Annotated in this window: 16 protein-coding genes and 1 pseudogene; 14 read left to right on the forward strand and 3 right to left on the reverse strand. The window is 64.4% G+C overall.

All coding sequences use genetic code 11. The annotated features are described in order from the left end of the window. Nucleotides 1–5 precede the first annotated feature (5 nt). Nucleotides 6–314, reverse strand: a complete 309-nt coding sequence (gene flgM / locus KB879_RS19015) for a flagellar biosynthesis anti-sigma factor FlgM (RefSeq protein WP_013951955.1) — start codon at nt 312–314, stop codon at nt 6–8. 161 nt (nt 315–475) lie between these two features. Next, nucleotides 476–1,279: a flagellar basal body P-ring formation chaperone FlgA gene (gene flgA, locus KB879_RS19020; protein WP_211979574.1), complete on the reverse strand. Its 804-nt coding sequence runs from the start codon at nt 1,277–1,279 to the stop codon at nt 476–478. A gap of 244 nt (nt 1,280–1,523) precedes the next feature. Between flgA and flgB the strand changes: the two genes are divergently transcribed. The 14 genes and pseudogenes from flgB to KB879_RS40410 form a co-directional block, all read left to right on the forward strand. Next, nucleotides 1,524–1,931, forward strand: coding sequence for a flagellar basal body rod protein FlgB (gene flgB, locus KB879_RS19025; RefSeq protein WP_013951957.1), 408 nt, complete (start codon nt 1,524–1,526; stop codon nt 1,929–1,931). A gap of 24 nt (nt 1,932–1,955) precedes the next feature. Beyond that, complete coding sequence (flgC, locus tag KB879_RS19030; RefSeq protein ID WP_211979575.1) at nt 1,956–2,363, forward strand: flagellar basal body rod protein FlgC; 408 nt, start codon at nt 1,956–1,958, stop codon at nt 2,361–2,363. 55 nt (nt 2,364–2,418) lie between these two features. Then, nucleotides 2,419–3,090, forward strand: coding sequence for a flagellar hook assembly protein FlgD (flgD, locus tag KB879_RS19035; protein ID WP_013951958.1), 672 nt, complete (start codon nt 2,419–2,421; stop codon nt 3,088–3,090). A 68-nt stretch (nt 3,091–3,158) separates the two neighbouring features. Next, entirely contained in the window at nt 3,159–4,400 is a 1,242-nt protein-coding gene (flgE, locus tag KB879_RS19040; RefSeq protein WP_013951959.1) for a flagellar hook protein FlgE, read from the forward strand. A 26-nt stretch (nt 4,401–4,426) separates the two neighbouring features. After that, the gene (locus tag KB879_RS19045) at nt 4,427–5,170 is read left to right on the forward strand and encodes a flagellar basal body rod protein FlgF (RefSeq protein ID WP_013951960.1); all 744 of its coding nucleotides are present in this window, start codon (nt 4,427–4,429) and stop codon (nt 5,168–5,170) included. Nucleotides 5,171–5,224: 54 nt separating this feature from the next. Continuing rightward, nucleotides 5,225–6,010 (forward strand): flagellar basal-body rod protein FlgG, encoded by a 786-nt coding sequence (gene flgG / locus KB879_RS19050; RefSeq protein ID WP_010812663.1) that lies wholly within the window; start codon nt 5,225–5,227, stop codon nt 6,008–6,010. Nucleotides 6,011–6,021: 11 nt separating this feature from the next. Continuing rightward, entirely contained in the window at nt 6,022–6,720 is a 699-nt protein-coding gene (flgH, locus tag KB879_RS19055; RefSeq protein ID WP_153954580.1) for a flagellar basal body L-ring protein FlgH, read from the forward strand. Continuing rightward, the gene (locus KB879_RS19060; RefSeq protein ID WP_013951962.1) at nt 6,704–7,873 is read left to right on the forward strand and encodes a flagellar basal body P-ring protein FlgI; all 1,170 of its coding nucleotides are present in this window, start codon (nt 6,704–6,706) and stop codon (nt 7,871–7,873) included. Before flgH ends, KB879_RS19060 begins: the two co-directional genes overlap by 17 nt. Nucleotides 7,874–7,875: 2 nt before the next feature. Further along, nucleotides 7,876–8,919: a flagellar assembly peptidoglycan hydrolase FlgJ gene (flgJ, locus tag KB879_RS19065; RefSeq protein WP_211979576.1), complete on the forward strand. Its 1,044-nt coding sequence runs from the start codon at nt 7,876–7,878 to the stop codon at nt 8,917–8,919. A 524-nt stretch (nt 8,920–9,443) separates the two neighbouring features. Next, nucleotides 9,444–10,187: an IS110 family transposase gene (locus KB879_RS19070; RefSeq protein ID WP_249221149.1), complete on the forward strand. Its 744-nt coding sequence runs from the start codon at nt 9,444–9,446 to the stop codon at nt 10,185–10,187. Nucleotides 10,188–10,440: 253 nt separating this feature from the next. After that, nucleotides 10,441–12,366 carry a flagellar hook-associated protein FlgK gene (flgK, locus tag KB879_RS19075; RefSeq protein WP_211979577.1) on the forward strand — a complete coding sequence of 642 codons (1,926 nt, stop codon included), beginning with the start codon at nt 10,441–10,443 and terminating at the stop codon, nt 12,364–12,366. Between the two features lie 46 nt (nt 12,367–12,412). After that, entirely contained in the window at nt 12,413–13,642 is a 1,230-nt protein-coding gene (flgL, locus tag KB879_RS19080; RefSeq protein WP_013951966.1) for a flagellar hook-associated protein FlgL, read from the forward strand. A gap of 593 nt (nt 13,643–14,235) precedes the next feature. After that, nucleotides 14,236–14,679, forward strand: a complete 444-nt coding sequence (locus KB879_RS19085) for a GNAT family N-acetyltransferase (RefSeq protein ID WP_041228519.1) — start codon at nt 14,236–14,238, stop codon at nt 14,677–14,679. A gap of 1,134 nt (nt 14,680–15,813) precedes the next feature. Continuing rightward, a pseudogene (locus KB879_RS40410) lies at nt 15,814–16,119 on the forward strand (DUF159 family protein); the annotation flags it as partial. Between the two features lie 363 nt (nt 16,120–16,482). On the opposite strand, the gene KB879_RS19090 reads toward KB879_RS40410, so the two are convergent. Further along, nucleotides 16,483–16,722: a DUF2789 domain-containing protein gene (locus tag KB879_RS19090; RefSeq protein WP_013951971.1), complete on the reverse strand. Its 240-nt coding sequence runs from the start codon at nt 16,720–16,722 to the stop codon at nt 16,483–16,485. Between the last annotated feature and the right edge of the window lie 295 nt (nt 16,723–17,017).

Here is a 17,017-nt window from a genome sequence, read left to right on the forward strand (position 1 = left end):
TTGGGCTAGCGGGGTTCGGCCTGGCCAAGCTCGCGCAGGGTCGCGAGCAGGCCGTCGGCAATCTTGCCCGGGTCGATCCTGATCCGGCCCTCGGCGATGGCCTGGCGGATCTCTTCGACCTTGGCGGTGTCGATATCGTCGTCCGTGGGCTGCATCAGGCGGGCGCTGATGTCGCGTACCTGGGCGGCCAGCGGGCTGACGCTCAGGCCGGCGGACGGCGCCGCGGCGCTGGCCGGCGCGGCCTGGGGCCGGGCGGCGGCGTCGCCCGCGGGGGCGTCGGCGGGCCGGGACGAGGCGGTGTGGTTGATCTTCACGGGGCGTTCCTTGCTGGTTTCCTATGGCATTACGGTCGCGCCGGCGAATTCTTTAGGGCGCTCGCCCCAATTTCGCCGCGCAGCGGTTTCGGCGGCATTTTCGCATGCCGCTTGCCACGGGTTTCCAGTCTTTTGGCCACGATCAAGGCACTTACGGTGGGCTACTGCAGCACCACGGTGTCGCCGCTGCGTACCAGCCCGTTGACCACCTGGCCGCTGCGCAGGCGTACCTGCACGGTGTTGCCGGTGGCGGCATCGGCCAGCACCTTGCCTTCGCTGGTGATCTGGAAGGCATCGCCCTCCACGGCCACGGTGACGGTCTGGCCCTGGCGCACGGCGATGGCCTTGCGCAGCAGGTCGGCGCGTATCGGCGAGCCCGCGGCAATACGGTTGGCGGTGACCGCGCCGGCAAGCTGCGCCGGATCGGTGATCACCGCGCGTGGCAGCGTGCCCAGGTCGCCCTGGCGGACTTCGATATCGGCCTGGCTGACCGGCTCGCCCGGGCCCAGCGCGCGTGCGGCGACGTAGTAATCAGTCAGCACCGACACGCGCGCCTGCATGTAGCGCACCCACGGCCGCTCGCCGCCGCAGCGCACGCCGACGGAGACGCGGCCCCACGTCGACGTGCCGGCGGGCAGGAACGGGTCGGGCGCAAGGCAATCCGGCGCGCGGCCGCCCGAAGGCGGCGCCACCTGCACGCTGACCTTGCCCGGCAGGCCGGCGGTCTGCTGCAGCAGGAAGCGTTCGACGGCAACGCGCGCGGGGTCTTCGGCAAAGGGGCTGGCAGCGGGGTTGGCAGCGGGGTTGCCTGCATAAGCAGCCTGCTGCTGGCCGTGCGCGGCCGGCGCCTGCATGGCGACGGGCATGACCTGCGCCGGCGCGGCACCGGCGGCGGCCGGCCCAAGCAGGCAGGCCGCCAGCAGGGCTTGCGCGAGGCTGCGGGCGTTGCGGCGATTCTGTTTCATCTGGACTTCCCGGCAAGGACGGCACGGCATGGATGGCATGCCTGGCGCACCGCCCCGTGACTGGCCGCGCGCCCGTTTACATCTGTCATCGGGGTCCCATTGTAGGCAGCCCCTCGCGCGAGGGCAGGCCGAAATGCATGGATTTCCCGTCCTTATTCATCCGATTGGCGTGACAGGTCGCCGCCTAAGATGGCAACCCTGAAGAAGGTCGTTCGCTCCGTTCATGTGAGCAGGGAGATGCCAGATGATTGACAGACTCGACGCGGCACTACGTTTCCAGCAGGAAGCGCTGAGCCTGCGCAACCAGCGGCAGTCGGTGATTGCCTCCAACATCGCGCACGCGGACACGCCCGGCTACAAGGCGCGCGACTTTGATTTTTCCAGCACGCTGGCGCAGAGCGTCGAACGCGGCCACCGCAATGAAGGCATGTCGCTGTCCACCACCTCGATACGCCATCTGCCCGCGCAGGCCCCGGGGCGCGAGGAATTCGACCTGGCCTACCGCATCCCGCTGCAGTCCAGCGTCGACGGCAACACCGTGGAAATGGATACCGAGCGCGTGGCCTTTGCCGACAACGCCGTGCACTTCGAGTCCGGCCTGACGGTGATGAATTCGAAGATCAAGACCATGCTGGCCGCGATCCAGCAATAAATCGAGCAGTAAGGGAGAGAGCGCATGCCGGCAATGAACATCTTCGACGTCGCGGGCTCGGCCATGGCCGCGCAGTCGCAGCGCATGAACGTGACCGCCTCCAACCTGGCCAATGCCGACAGCGTGGTCAGCCCCGACGGCCAGGCCTATCGCGCCAAGCAGGTCGTGTTCGGCATGGCGCCCACGCCGGGGCAGACGGACATCGGCGGCGTGCAGGTGCGAGGCGTGTCGGAAGACCCGTCGCCGCCGCGCACGGTGCACAACCCTACGCACCCCATGGCCAATGCCCAGGGCTATGTGGTGATGCCCAACGTCAACCCGGTGGAAGAGATGGTCAACATGATCTCGGCCTCGCGCTCCTACCAGGCCAACGTGGAAGTGCTCAACACCGCCAAGAACATGATGCTCAAGACGCTGACGATCGGCCAGTGACAAGCCCCGGCCTGTATCGGCAACGCCTCCACCCGCACGCAGACAACGAACCGACATGACAACCACCTCCGCGGTAGGCAGCAACAGCAACACCCAGGGTATCAACGATGCCCTCAAGAGCGGCAGCGCCAGCGCGTCCGAGCTGCAGAACAACTTCCTGACCATGCTCGTCACGCAGATGAACAACCAGGACCCGCTCAACCCGATGGACAACGCGCAGCTGACCTCGCAGCTGGCGCAGATCAGCACGGTCAGCGGCATGCAGACCATGAACGCCACCCTGTCGCAGTTGCTGTCGCAGGTCAGCGCCAGCCGCGCCATGGACTCCGCGGCGCTGATCGGCCATACCGTGATGGTGCCGGGCAAGCAGGTGTCGGTGGCAGGCGGCGTACCGGGCAAGTTTGGCCTGGACCTGCCGTCGACCGCGGATGCGGTCACCGTCGACGTGCTCGACAAGGACGGCAACGTGGTGCGCACCATCGACATGAAGGGGCAGACCGCGGGCGTGCACAACGTCGCATGGGACGGCAAGAACAACGCCGGCGCGGCCGTGGCCGACGGCGACTACACCTTCAAGGTGACCGCCACCGCCAACGGCACCTCGGTGCAGCCGGTGGCGCTGGTCTACGGCAAGGTCCAGAGCATCAGCGGCGACGCCAGCGGCGTGCTGGTGGACCTGGGCGACGGACAGACCGCGAACGTCGACGACGTACGGCGCATTCTCTAAAACGCAGGTGCCGGCAGCGCACAGGCGCCGGCCGGCTTCAATGACAGCCTAGTCAAAAGGAAGCAATCATGGGTTTCGGTCAAGGGGTAAGCGGCCTGAACGCCGCCGCGTCCAATCTGGACGTGATTGGCAACAACATCGCCAATGCCAACACGGTTGGCTACAAGCAATCGGCCGCGCAGTTTGCCGACATCTACGCGGGCACCAAGATCGGCCTGGGCGTGCGCGTGAACTCGGTGGTGCAGTCCTTCAACCAGGGCAATATCGAAGCCTCCGGGCGTGCGCTGGACGTGGCCATCACCAACGGCAACGGCTTCTTCCGCCTGACCAGCCCGGAAGGCGCGGTCTACTACTCGCGCAACGGCCAGTTCCAGCGCCAGGAAGACGGCCGCATCACCAATATGCAGGGCCTGCAGGTGACCGGCTATCCCGCCGGCGTGGCCGGCGGTGCCGGTGTGCAGCCGCAGCCGCTGGTGGTCAGCAACGCGCAGATGGAGCCCAAGGCCACCAGCAACATCACGGCCAAGTTCCAGCTGGATTCGCGCAGCAAGGTGCCGGCCAACCCGTTCCCGACGGCAGCCGTGCCGCCGGCGACGACGCCCGCGCCCGACAGCAGCATGTTCAACTACAGCACGGCGATCAACGTCTATGACTCGCTGGGCAACAAGCAGCAGCTGATGGCGTACTTCGCCAAGTCAGGGGGCGCGCCCACTGTTGGCGGCGGCACTGACTGGAAGATGTATGTCACCGACGTCAACGGCAACCCGGTCGGCGGCGCACCGCTCACGCTCGCGTTCGACAACGCCGGCGCGCTGAAGTCGCCCGCGGCCAATGCCGTGACCCTGACCCAGCCGGCCGCCAACGGCGCGCAGGCCATGACGATGGCGCTGGACCTGACCGGCACCACCCAGTTCGGCGCCGACAACGACGTCAAGCAGCTCAGCCAGAACGGCTACACCTCGGGCAGCCTGCTGGGCTTCTCGGTCAATGGCGACGGCACCATCACCGGCAGCTATTCCAACGAGCAGACCAAGCCGCTCGGCCAGATCGTGATGGCCGCATTCGGCAACGTCGAAGGCCTGAAGCCGGAGGGCGACAACGTGTGGTCGGCCACCGGTGCCTCCGGCCAGGCGCTGGTCGGTACGGCCGGCGGCAGCATGGGCACGCTGCGCTCCAATGCGGTGGAAGCTTCCAACGTGGACCTGTCCGGCCAGCTGGTCAACCTGATCGTTGCGCAGCGCAACTACCAGGCCAATGCGCAGACCATCAAGGCGCAGGACACGGTCATGCAGACCCTGGTCAACCTGTGACCGCCACGCTGAGCTGAGCCGCCGCCATGGACCGCATGATCTACACTGCCCTGTCGGGCGCCAAGCAGATACTCGACCAGCAAGCAGCGGTATCGAACAACCTCGCCAACGTCTCCACGCCGGCCTTCCGCGCGCAGGTCAACCTGTACCGCGCGGTGCCGGTGGTGGGGCCGGAGGCGGGGACGCGCGCCTTTACGCTGGCCTCGACCCCCGGCGCCGACATGCGCGCCGGTCCGCTGACCTACACCGGCCGCACGCTGGATGTAGCGCTGCAGGGCAATGGCTGGCTGGTGGTGCAGGCACCGGACGGCACCGAGGCCTACACCCGTGCCGGCGCGCTGCAGGTGGCGCAGGACGGCCAGGTGCAGACCATCTCCGGCCTGCCGGTGATGGGCGACGGCGGTCCGCTGGCGGTGCCGCCAGGCTCGCAGGTAACCATCGGCACCGACGGCACCATCACCGCGCGCGGCCCCGGCGAAGCCTCCGCCGGCCTGGCGCCGGTGGGCCGGCTGCGCGTGGTCAACCCGCCCAACGACGCCATCGCGCGCGGCGATGACGGCCTGTTCCGCCTGCGCCCCGGCGCCCAGCCGCTGGAGGCCGATCCCACTGTGCGCGTGATCTCGGGCGCTCTGGAAGGCAGCAACGTCAACCCGACCGAAGCCATGGTCGAGATGATTGCCAATGCCCGCCGCTTCGAGATGCAGATGAAGATGATCCAGGGCGCCGACGGCAACGAGCAGCGCGCCAACCAGCTGCTCTCGACCAACTGACCTGAATGACTGACCGGCACGGCGCGCCGTGCCAGGACCAACGCAAGGACCACCATGATCCGCTCTCTCTGGATTGCCAAGACCGGCCTCGATGCGCAGCAGACGCAGATGGACGTGATCTCGAACAACCTGGCCAACGTGTCGACCAACGGCTTCAAGCGCGGCCGCGCGGTGTTCGAGGAACTGATGTACCAGACCATCCGCCAGCCCGGCGCGCTGTCGTCGGACCAGACCACGCTGCCTTCCGGCATGCAGCTGGGCACCGGCGTGCGCCCCGTGGCCACCGAGCGCATCCACACCCAGGGCAACCCGCAGCAGACCGGCAATGCCAAGGACGTGGCCATCCTGGGCCAGGGCTTCTTCCAGGTGGCGCTGCCCGACGGCACCACCGCATACACGCGCGACGGCTCGTTCCAGGTGGACCAGAACGGCCAGCTGGTGACCTCCAGCGGCTTCGTGATCCAGCCCGCCATCACCATTCCGGCCAATACGCTGTCGATGACCATCGCGCGCGACGGCACCGTGTCGGTGACGCAGCCGGGCTCCAGCGCCAACGTGCAGGTGGGGCAGCTGCAGCTGGCCACCTTCATGAACCCAGCCGGCCTGGAAAGCATGGGCGAGAACCTGTACGTGCAGACCGATGCCTCGGGCGCGCCCAACACCACCGTGCCGGGCCTGAACGGCGCTGGCGTGGTGCAGCAGAACTACGTGGAAGCGTCCAACGTGAACGTGGTGGAAGAACTGGTCAGCATGATCCAGACGCAGCGCGCGTATGAGATCAACAGCAAGGCCGTGCAGGCATCCGACCAGATGCTGCAGCGCCTGTCGCAACTGGGTTGATTGGTGTGAACATGGCCACCTTGCTTTCCCGCCTAGGCGCGCATGCGCTGGTTTGCCTGGCCGGCGTGGCAATGCTGGCCAGCGGCGGCTGCGCGCTGATGCCGCGCGAGCCGCTGGTGCAACTGCCCACCACCGCGCGCGCAGAGCCGCGGCCGATGGGCCCGGCTTCCGGCTCGATCTACCAGTCGTCCTACGCCGGCAACCCGCTGTTCGAGGACCGGCGTCCGCGCAATGTGGGCGACATCCTGACGATCCTGATCACGGAGAACGTCAACGCCAGCAAGAATTCCGGCACCAATGCCAGCCGCACCGGCAACACCGCGCTGGCGTTCGACGCCGTGCCGCGCGCGCTCAGCGGCCTGTTCAACAGCAGCAGCAACGCCAGCATCAACGGCGCCAACACCATGAAGGCCAGCGGCGGCGCCAGCGCGGCCAATACCTTCAACGGCACCATCACCGTGACCGTGCTGGAGGTGCTGACCAACGGCAACCTGGTGGTCTCCGGCGAAAAGCAGATGGCCATCAACCAGGGCGCCGAGTTCATCCGCTTCTCCGGCGTGGTCAATCCGCGCACGATCACCGGCGACAACGCCGTGCTGTCGACGCAGGTCGCCGATGCGCGCATCGAATACACCGCCAAGGGCGTGATCGACGAAGCGCAGAACATGGGCTGGCTGCAGCGCTTCTTCCTCAATGTTTCTCCGTTCTGACCGCGCCATGTCCGCTCCCATGCTCGCCCGTTTTCTGTCCCGCCTGCTGCGCCTGAGCGTGATCAGCCTGGCGCTGGGCGTGGCCTTCGGAGCCTTTGCCACCGTTGCCAAGGCCGAACGCCTGAAGAACCTGGCCACGTTCCAGGGCGTGCGCGAGAACCCGCTGGTGGGCTACGGCCTGGTGGTCGGCCTGGACAACACCGGCGACCAGACCATGCAGACGCCGTTCACCACGCAGAGCCTGACCAACATGCTCTCGCAGCTGGGGATCACGCTGCCGGCCGGCAAGAACATGCAGCTCAAGAACGTGGCGGCGGTGATGGTGACCGCCTCGCTGCCCGCGTTCGCGCAGCCCGGCAGCCAGCTGGACATCGTGGTGTCGTCGATGGGCAATGCCAAGAGCCTGCGCGGCGGCACGCTGCTGATGACCCCGCTCAAGGGCGCCGACGGCCAGGTCTATGCCATCGCCCAGGGCAATATGCTGGTGGGCGGCGCGGGGGCGTCGGCCAACGGCAGCAAGGTTCAGATCAACCAGCTGGCGGTGGGGCGCATCGCCAACGGCGCGATCGTGGAGCGCGCGGTGGCGCCGTTCCAGCCAGATGGCGGCGTGCTCAACCTGGAACTGAAGGATACCGATTTCGGCACCGCCGAGCGCGTGGTGGAAGCCATCAACCGCTCCATGGGCGGCGGCGTTGCCGCGGCGCTGGACGGGCGCGTGGTGCAGGTGCGTGCGCCGGCGTCGGCGGCCGCGCGCGTGGGCTTCCTGGCCCGCATAGAGAACATCGACGTGACCCCGGCCAAGGCCGCGGCCAAGGTGATCCTGAACGCCCGCACCGGCTCCATCGTGATGAACCAGGCCGTGACCGTGGAAGACTGTGCGGTCGCGCACGGCAACCTGTCGGTGGTGATCAACACGCAACCCGTGATCAGCCAGCCCGCGCCATTTAGCGAAGGGCGGACGGTGGTGGCGCCGGTGTCGCAGATCGACATGAAGCAGCAGGGCGGCTCGCTGCAGATCGTCAAGGCGGGCGCCTCGCTGGCCGCCGTGGTCAAGGGGCTGAACGCGCTGGGCGCAACTCCGGCCGACCTGCAGACCATCCTGGAAGCCATGCGCGCGGCCGGGGCGCTGCGTGCCGAGCTGGAAGTGATCTGACCATGAACACGGCACGACCCCCGCAGGCGGCGGAGCTGACGCAGCGCTTCGCGCTGGACACGCAGGGCTTCGAGGCGCTCAAGCACAGCGCGCGCGGCGGCGCCGACGCCAATACGCTGCAAGCCGTCGCCAAGCAGTTCGAGGCGGTGTTCACGCAGATGGTGCTCAAGAGCATGCGCGATGCCACGCCGCAGGACGGCCTCTTCGACAACGAGCAGAGCAAGCTCTATATGTCGATGATGGACCAGCAGCTTGCGCAGCAGATGTCGTCGCGCGGGATCGGCCTGGCCGATGTGATGGTGCGCCAGCTGGCGCGTGCCACGGGCACGGCGATGCCGGCCGGCATGAGCGCCATGAGCCCGGCCGAGTCAGGCAAGGCGGCCGATGCCGAGATGGCAAGGCTGCTCGACAGCCGCGGCGCCGGGGCGGTCCCGGCCGACGCCGGCGAGCAGGCCGACCTGCCGGCGCTCGGTACCATCGTGCCGGGGCAGAACTGGAATCCCACGGCCGGCCTGCGCCAGTACCAGCCGCAGTGGTACGCGGACCGCGGCCAGGGTGAGGACAAGCTGGGACGGCTGCCGGACGACGCGCCGGCCCACGTCAGCGCCTTTGTCGCCCGCATGGCCGGACCCGCGGAAGCCGCCGCGCGCGCCAGCGGCGTGCCGGCGCGGCTGATCGTAGGCCAGGCCGCGCTGGAATCCGGCTGGGGCCAGCGCGAGATCACGCACGCCGACGGCTCTACCACCTTCAATGTCTTCGGCATCAAGGCCGGCGCCAGCTGGAAGGGGCGCGTGGCGGAGATCACCACCACGGAATATGTCGACGGGCAGCCGCAGAAGGTGCGGGCGAAGTTCCGTGCCTATGGCTCGTATGACGAGGCCTGTGCCGACTATGCCCGCCTGCTGACGAACAACCCGCGTTACGCGGGCGTGGTCAGCGCGGCGTCTGCTGAAGAGGCGGCGCATGGCCTGCAGCGCGCGGGCTATGCCACCGATCCGGCGTACGGGCACAAGCTGGTGAAGATCATGAAGAAGGTGGCGGCCTGAGGGCAGGGGTGTTGCCCTAGCGCCGGCCGTAGCTGACACCGTATGGTCGCGGCACCCCTCTCCCGCCTGGCGGGAGAGGGGTGGGGGAGAGGGCAGGAGCGTCCCTTGCAAGAGAGGATATCGCGAGGCACAGGCCTACCCTCTCCCCCGGCCCCTCTCCCGCAAGCGGGAGAGATGGTATGAACACCGCCGCCCTTCGGGGCTAGCGTAGGCACTCGGCCGGAAATGCAAAGGGGCTCTCGCTTGACCGACGGCATCGATGTGCCAAGGTGAAAGTTCGACCAATCACTTGAGGTAAGGAGAGCCCGAATGAATGCTACGACATACGGACTGGATATTGCAAAGTCGGTTTTCCAGATGTATTGGGTAGACCCCTCCACTGGCCAGATCCATAACCAACGCTTCTCCCAGCCCCGGCTGATTCAGTTTCTGTCCAACTGTCCGGCCGGTCACTTTGCCCTGGAAGCTTGCGGCGGCTCACACTGGTGGGCGCGCAAGATCCAAAGTTTGGGGATCAAGCCACCATGCTCAATCCGCGCTATGTCCGCTCGTTCGTACGCACCAACAAGACTGATGCTGCCGATGCGCGTGCCATATGGACGGCTGCACTCCAACCGGGGATGCCCAGCGTGCCGGTAAAGACTGAGGCCCAGCAGGCTCTGCTGGGCTTGCACCGGATTCGCTCCGAGCTGGTCGACACGCGTACACGGCGAGTCAATCAGCTTCGCGGATTGCTGGGCGAATTCGGGCTGCACTTCACCGCAGGTCGCCACGCCGGGTTGGCCGAAATACGCGCCCGTCGGGAAGAAATTGAGAACGCCGTGCCGCCTGTGCTGTGGTCGGCCTTGGCCCGGCAACTGGATGAAATCCGGCGTGAGGATGAGCAAATCCTGGAAATAGAGCGCGAGATCGCCAACTGGCTGCGCAGCCATCCCGCGGGGCAGACCGTCGAAGAGATTCCGGGCATTGGTCCGATTACCGCCTCGGCCCTGGTGGCGACCATGGGCTCTGCCCAAGCCTTCCGCTCAGGCAGAGCCTTCGCGGCAAGCTTGGGTCTGGTGCCAAGACAGTCGGGCTCTGGCGGCAAAGTACAGTTGGGCGGGATCAGCAAACGGGGCGACCCATACCTGCGGCGCCTGCTCATCCATGGGGCTCGCATCGTGCTGACCCGATCCAGAAAACGGCCGGCCTGGGCTGAAGCCCTGCTGGCACGTCGCCCCACCCCATTGGGCCACCAAGCCCGCCATGAGAGATTAGGACGTTCCTAGCTACTTCCATCGAGGCCGCGGTCATATCACCGCACAAGGCCGGATATAAGACCGCAGCCGATACCTAACACGTCAAAACACTTAACCCAAACCTTGGCATCCGGGCGGTGTTCATATAAGGGGAGCAAACCTGCAGGATCTGGAGAACGCCACTTCCACACCTAAAGTCCCGCCCCCAACCAGCCGATAACTTCCACATCCACCACCGCCGGCCCTCGCCGCGGCAGTCCCATCCATCCGGGGTCAGAGCACAATGTCTCTCTTCAGTATTGGTCTTTCCGGCCTGAACACCGCGCAGAACGCGCTGACGACGACCGGCCACAACTTTGCCAATTCGGCGACCGAAGGCTATTCGCGCCAGAACACCATCGTGGCCTCGGCCGGCGGCCAGTACACCAGCCAGGGTTTCTATGGCTTCGGCTCCAACACCACCACGGTGATCCGCGTCTATGACGAGTTCCTGACCGGCCAGCTGCGCGGCGCCACCTCGGCCAGCGCATCGCTGGCGGCGTACTCGGACCAGATCGCCCAGATCGACAACCTGCTCGCCGACCAGAAGGGCGGCCTGGCGCCGCTGATGCAGAAGTTCTTCGCGGCGGTGCAGGCCGTGGCCGACACCCCCGCCGATCCGGCAGCGCGCCAGGGCATGCTATCGGCCGGACAGGCGCTGGTGGGGCAGGTGCGCTCGGCCAGCAACTACTTCAAGCAGCTGCAAGCGGGCGTCAATGAGCAGGTCGGCACCGCCGTCACGCAGGTCAACGCGTATACCAAGCAGATTGCCAACCTGAACCAGGAAATCACCCGCCTGAAGGCTGCCTCCGGCGGCCAGCCGCCCAACGATCTGCTGGACCAGCGCGACCAGGCCGTGGCGGAGCTGACCAAGCTGGTCGGCGCCAAGGTGGTGGTGCAGGACAGCGGCACCTACAACGTCTTCGTCGGTAACGGCCAGCCGCTGGTGATGGGCAATGACGCGTACGCGCTGAAGGCGGTTGCCTCGGCGGCCGATCCCAACCGTACCGTGGTGGCCTATACCCTGCCCAACGGCAATGTGTTCGAGAGCGAGCCGGGCGCGATCACCGGCGGCTCGCTGGGCGGCCTGCTGCAGTTCCGCACCGAATCCCTGGACGCGGCGCAGAGCGCCATCGGCCGGCTGTCGCTGGCGATCGGCCAGAGCTTCAATGCGCAGCACGAGCTGGGCATTGACCTGAACGGCGCCATTGGCACCGACATGTTTGCACTGGGTGGTGCCACCGCCATCCCCAACGCCAACAACACCGTGAAAACCACGGTGGCAACGGCCAAGATCGCCAATGCCTCGGCCCTGACCACCAGCGACTACAAGCTGCAGTTCGACGGCACCAACTACACGCTGACGCGCCTCTCCGACAACCAGCAAGTGGTCGCGCCGGTGCCCGCCGGCGGCGCCAGCTATCCGCTGCAGTTCAGCGCCGACGGCTTCACCGTCGAGATCAATGCGGCGATGGGCACCAACGATTCGTTCACGATCCAGCCCACGCGCAATGCCGCCACCGGCTTCGACATGGCGATCAGCGACCCGGCCAGGATCGCCGCGGCATCGCCGGCACACGTCGAAGCGGGAGCCTTGAACAAGGGCAGCGGCACGGCAAGCCTGAGCAACGTCGCGCCCGGCTTTACACTGCCGGCCGCCAATATCACTGCCGAGTTCGACGGCAGCCTCAACAAGTACGTCTTCAAGGTTGGCGGCACCGTGATGGCGCCACAGCCGGTGGGCGTAGCCAACGGCAGCAATACCGACTTCACCCTCAACGGCCTGACCTTCAGCTTCGGCGGCACGCCCAAGGCCGGCGACACCTTCACGCTGGTCAGCAACGCTGGCGCGGTCAAGGACAACGGCAACATGCTGGCGCTGGCCAAGCTGCAGAACGCCAAGACTATCGGCGGCGTGTCCAGCTTCAGCGAAGGCTACGCGCAGCTGGTCAACGACGTCGGCACGCGCGCCAAGTCGGTCAAGATCGCCTCGGCCTCGCAGGACAGCATCACCACGCAGATCAAGACCGCGCAGCAATCGGTGTCCGGCGTCAACATGGACGAGGAGACTGTGTCGATGCTGCGCTTCCAGCAGCTGTACCAGGCCAATGCCAGGGTGATCCAGACGGCCGGCACGCTGTTCGACACCATCATCGGCATCGGCAGGTAAGCGGCGGCACCCAAAAGCGTCAGCAGAGTCAGAAGAGGTAACCAATATGCGCGTTGCAAGCTCCACCCTGTACCAGCAAGGCCTGGCTTCGATGAACTACCAGCAGGGCTCGCTGCTGCATATCCAGCAGCAGCTCGGCACCGGCCGCAGCATCCTGACGCCGTCCGACGATCCCGTCGGCGCCACCCGCGCGCTGGGCGTGAGCCAGGCACAGGCCGTCAACGGCCAGTACGCAACCTCGCGCAAGCAGGCCAATATCGCGCTGGCCGCGGAAGAGAACGCGCTGCAGTCCGTGACCACCGTCACGCAGAACATCCAGACGCTGCTGGTCCAGGCCGGCAACGGCACCATGAGCGATGCCGACCGCGGCTCGCTGGCCACGGCGCTGGAAGGCCTGTATAACCAGTTGGCGGGACTGGCCAACTCCGACGACGGCAACGGCCAGTACCTGTTCGGCGGCACCCGCTCCGGCAGCGCGCCGTTCACGCAGAGCACGGGCCCCGGCACCTACATCGGCGACAACGGCCAGCAACTGCTGCAGGTCGATGTGGCGCGCCAGATGCCCGCCGGCAACACCGGGCGGGAAGTGTTCATGAGCGTGACCGGCGGCGCCGGCTATGTTGTCAAGGGCAATGCCAACAACACCGGCAGCGCCACGTTCGGCACGGTGTCGACCACGAACCCCAGCGATCCCAACTATGGGCTCTCGATGGAGGTCAAGTTTGCGACCAATGCCAGCGGCCAGATGGAATACACCATCACCGACCTGTCGGCAGGCACGACCCCCGCACCGGTCGTGAAGGGCCCCGTTGCCTACACGTCGCCAGCCCATATCGACGTCGCCGGCGTCAGCTTCAACGTGACCGGCGACCCCAAGGACGGCGACACCATGACCATGGATCCCGCCAGCAAGGCCGGCACCGACATGTTCGCCAACCTGCAGACGGTGATCGACACGCTGCGCCAGCCCACCCCCAACAACAGCGATCGGGCCCATCTTGGCAACGTCATCTCCACCGCCACGCGCCAGTTCTCCAACTCGCTCGACAACGTTCTGACCGTGCGCGCATCGGTGGGCTCGCGCATGAATGAACTGGATGCGCTGGACGACGTGGGGTCCAATCGCGACCTGACCTATGCGCAGACGCTGTCGGGGCTGCAGGATCTGGATTACGCGAAGGCGATCACCGAGTATTACCAGCGGCAGACAGCGCTGCAGGGGGCGCAGCAGTCGTTTATGCAGATTCAGGGAATGAATTTGTTTAAGTATTTGTAAGGCGGGTGGGGCGCCCGATATTGAGGAAGTGGCAATGAAAAATACATAACTGCGAAAACCACAAATAAATAGGTGCTCAGCACATCCCAATCAGGCTGTATTCCTTGTCCAGTAAGGCTGGCAGCTATATTTTTGCGATGATGCGCACTAGACGTTCCGGAGCATCACCCGCGGCTCCGCAGCGCTCAATGTAGATTCCTATTTCTTCATCGCAGTGAGTGCTTGCAAACTGTTATGTGGCCCTTCGTCGATATTATGATGTGAAATTAATCCGACTTATATCAGAGTTAAGAGTGGCAATGTGCGTTGAAGAACATTGATGACTCAGTCGGGTGAAAGAATTTATCTCCACTAGGACATACTGTCTAGAAGAGCGAGCCTTTAGCACGACGCGCTTTCGGGGGACTTTTATTGTGGTTTGCAGGACCGCCTTTTGATGAAGAGGCAGAAAATGTGACAGTATATTCCTCAGTCATTGACGTATGACACTGGCCGATATAGCAAATCGGGAAGACGCGCGGATGCACGGCGCACCTTTGTGAGGTGATACGCTCAATCGGTCGTACGCACGTCGGGAGGCCAGGATAAAAAGAATGATAAAAGACATGCGAATCCGGGCAGCCGTCCCTGCAGATATGCAGGCCGTCTCGCAGGTGCTCCACTCCTGCGGTTTGCCCATCAGCGATATGGACCACTTGTCCCGCCTCTTCAGTCTGGCGGTCCTAGGGGAAAAGGTAATCGGTTGCGCCTGCGGTGAAATATATGGCGAGACGGTCATCATCCAATCCGTTGCGGTTCTAGCGGAGTGTCGGGGCCACCAGGTTGCCACTCATCTTGTCGGGGCTGTCTTGATGCGTGCCCGCGCCCATGGCTGCACCAAGGCTGCGGTGCTCACGTCTGAATATCCCGCATTCTTTGCCCGCTTTGGGTTCACACTCACCGCCGTCGGCGAGATGCCGCAAGAAATGCAGCTATCGAAGGAGTTCGTTCGACGCTTCGGCGCGAGAACGCATTGCATGTGCCGGCGACTCGATTGACGAATTCATTGGTAGAGCTTGCATCAAGCTCAATCAGCCTGGCAAAAAGAAGGCCCGTGAGGCGCGAACCTCAGCGGGCACTATCAATCGGTCTTTCGACCACGCAGAGAAGGAGATTGCAGCTGTTGCGGAGATACCCAACCAAGCTGTTTAAGAGTAAGGCAAGCCGAAGCAAATTGCTAGGCATGCGGACCGTTCAATCTTGAAACGCAGCCCAAACTTCGCCATGACGCTCGCAGCAATATGGTTCTGAGGAACGTTTAGATGCAGCCACGACTGAAAGTCGACTTACATTTCCGCTGTCGTCTTATACAACCGCCGAGTGAACAGGCCGTCAAACGAGATAGTTGAGAGTTGCCGGGAACAATTCCCGAACGTGCGCCGCTGGTTCTGCGAAATCAGGACCTGATTGGCCTCATTGCTTGCGTGCCCTAACAACGAGTTGATTTGAATGGAGCGACCGAGGTTGTCGGGTTCATGCGACATCTCAGTGGACATTTTAGATTCCCCCGCCCCCCTCGTTAGTGGGACCCATTTTCGGGCATTGTCGATTGCTGCTCACGCCGCAGCGGCCTATGATGGATTGCAAATATTGCACCACACAGGTATCTGGTCATGGCTACTGTCGCCTTGGTCGCATATGGAGGTGGCGCTCGGGTATCGGGGGTCAAATGGACGACGAGGGTTACAAGCCTTGGCGGCGTCGCTGGTTGCGCTTGCATTCGCGGTCGCTGCTAGCTAACTCGCTGGCATTGGCGGCGGAGGTCGAGCTGGAGGCGTATCTAAGAGAAATGCGCACCGCCTACCGCAACTATGGCGACTTCACTGAGAATGAGATTGACTTCATTTTTCGGCGAGTTCGTCGAGGCATCCAACGGATGCCGACGCCTCACAGCGCACCGCAGTGCGCGCGGCGAGCGCGTGGACGAATCCGGGCACTTGGCCAGCGTTTAATGACGGAGGCTGCATGGCTCAATGCACGTGTGCCGTAGTACTCGAGCGGCCCAACCACGAACTTTATTTTTCGGCAAATCCAGTCGCCAGGGCGCATTGCCCTAGCTCCTTCTCCGCGCCAACTGGCCGGAGGCCTGAAGAACAGAGAACCCCAAAACCGGTCGCAAAGATGGACCTTGTTTCCTAGCAGCCTTGGCATATTGGGCACCTGGCGTATCCGTTCAGCCTGAGGGGGCAGGTTTTGTCCTCATTACCGACGATGCCAAAGGAGGTCTAACCGATGTCAATGACAGCCGGCCTGTCGTACTGTCTGGCGTGAATGCCGCAGCATGGGTAGACCCAGAGTTAACGCCTCGGGGAGCGTCAGTGTTGATGCACCAGCATTGCCTCCCCGCCGAAGCCTTCCAGTGGTGGGAAGTAGGCGTGGCAATCGGCAACGTGCTGAATCAGGGCAAGGAACTGATACGGAGCGTTGCCGCAGTTTGAGCAGTCCCTGGGGACAGATACGACTGATTTTTCCTCTCGGCCATGGCATTTGCGGTAGAGGACGCGCTTTACTACTTGCTGGTCTTCTTCACTTTCTCCTTTGGCAAAGCAGATGGGGCTTCGGGTTCGGAAACGAAGGAAGTCGGGGCCACCGTACCAGGCGTTGCTGTTGCGCTTGTCTTGTCGGTGGCCTGGACCTGGGTTGCTTGACCGCTACAAGACTGAAACAAACAGCGCGGCGACTGTTCGACCGCCGCCGGGTCCTGCGGCGAGCGGAGCAGCATTCGTGTCAATACACCGGTTCCGTGCAGCAACAGCATTGGCCTCAGTCAGGAATTGGAGCAGGTCTCCAGCACCGTTCCGTCAAGCAGTTGTGCGCAACGCAAGATTCAATTGGTCCACGGCCTGTGCCCAGTCTGCATCCTCGTCAAATTCGTCGCGCAGCAAGGCTGCCTGGGCCGGCGTCCAGAATGGTGCTTCCCAAAGATTGATGTCTTGCGGTAACGGCGAATGCTTTGCAATGAACGCAAGGATGTCCGCTTTGCTGGATGGCAAGCCGAGCTGGGCGAACAGGTCAGAAAACTGGTGAAATGGGGTGTCCATGGGAAACGTCCGGGAAGCAGGGTTTTGGGGGATGAAATGAAAGTGTGGCCGTAGGACTGCGCTTTTCTTACCAGGGAGCGGCGCTCGCGTTAAAGGGCTGTTCTGCCCAGCTATGCATGGCCCGCGCAATCAGCGCGCAAACGGCGAGGGTGCCTGAGAGAACGCCCAGTGACGAAGACGTGTGGGCGTGTGCATTAAAGCCGGTAAGGAATGCAAACGCCGCCATTTCCCACTTTGTGGCGATCTTCTTGTCGTGTGTCATTTTTCAGTGAGCCGTGGCGGCGTTGCAGCCGAA

The sequence above is a fragment of the Cupriavidus sp. KK10 genome, assembly GCF_018223725.1.
Taxonomy (GTDB): domain Bacteria; phylum Pseudomonadota; class Gammaproteobacteria; order Burkholderiales; family Burkholderiaceae; genus Cupriavidus; species Cupriavidus necator.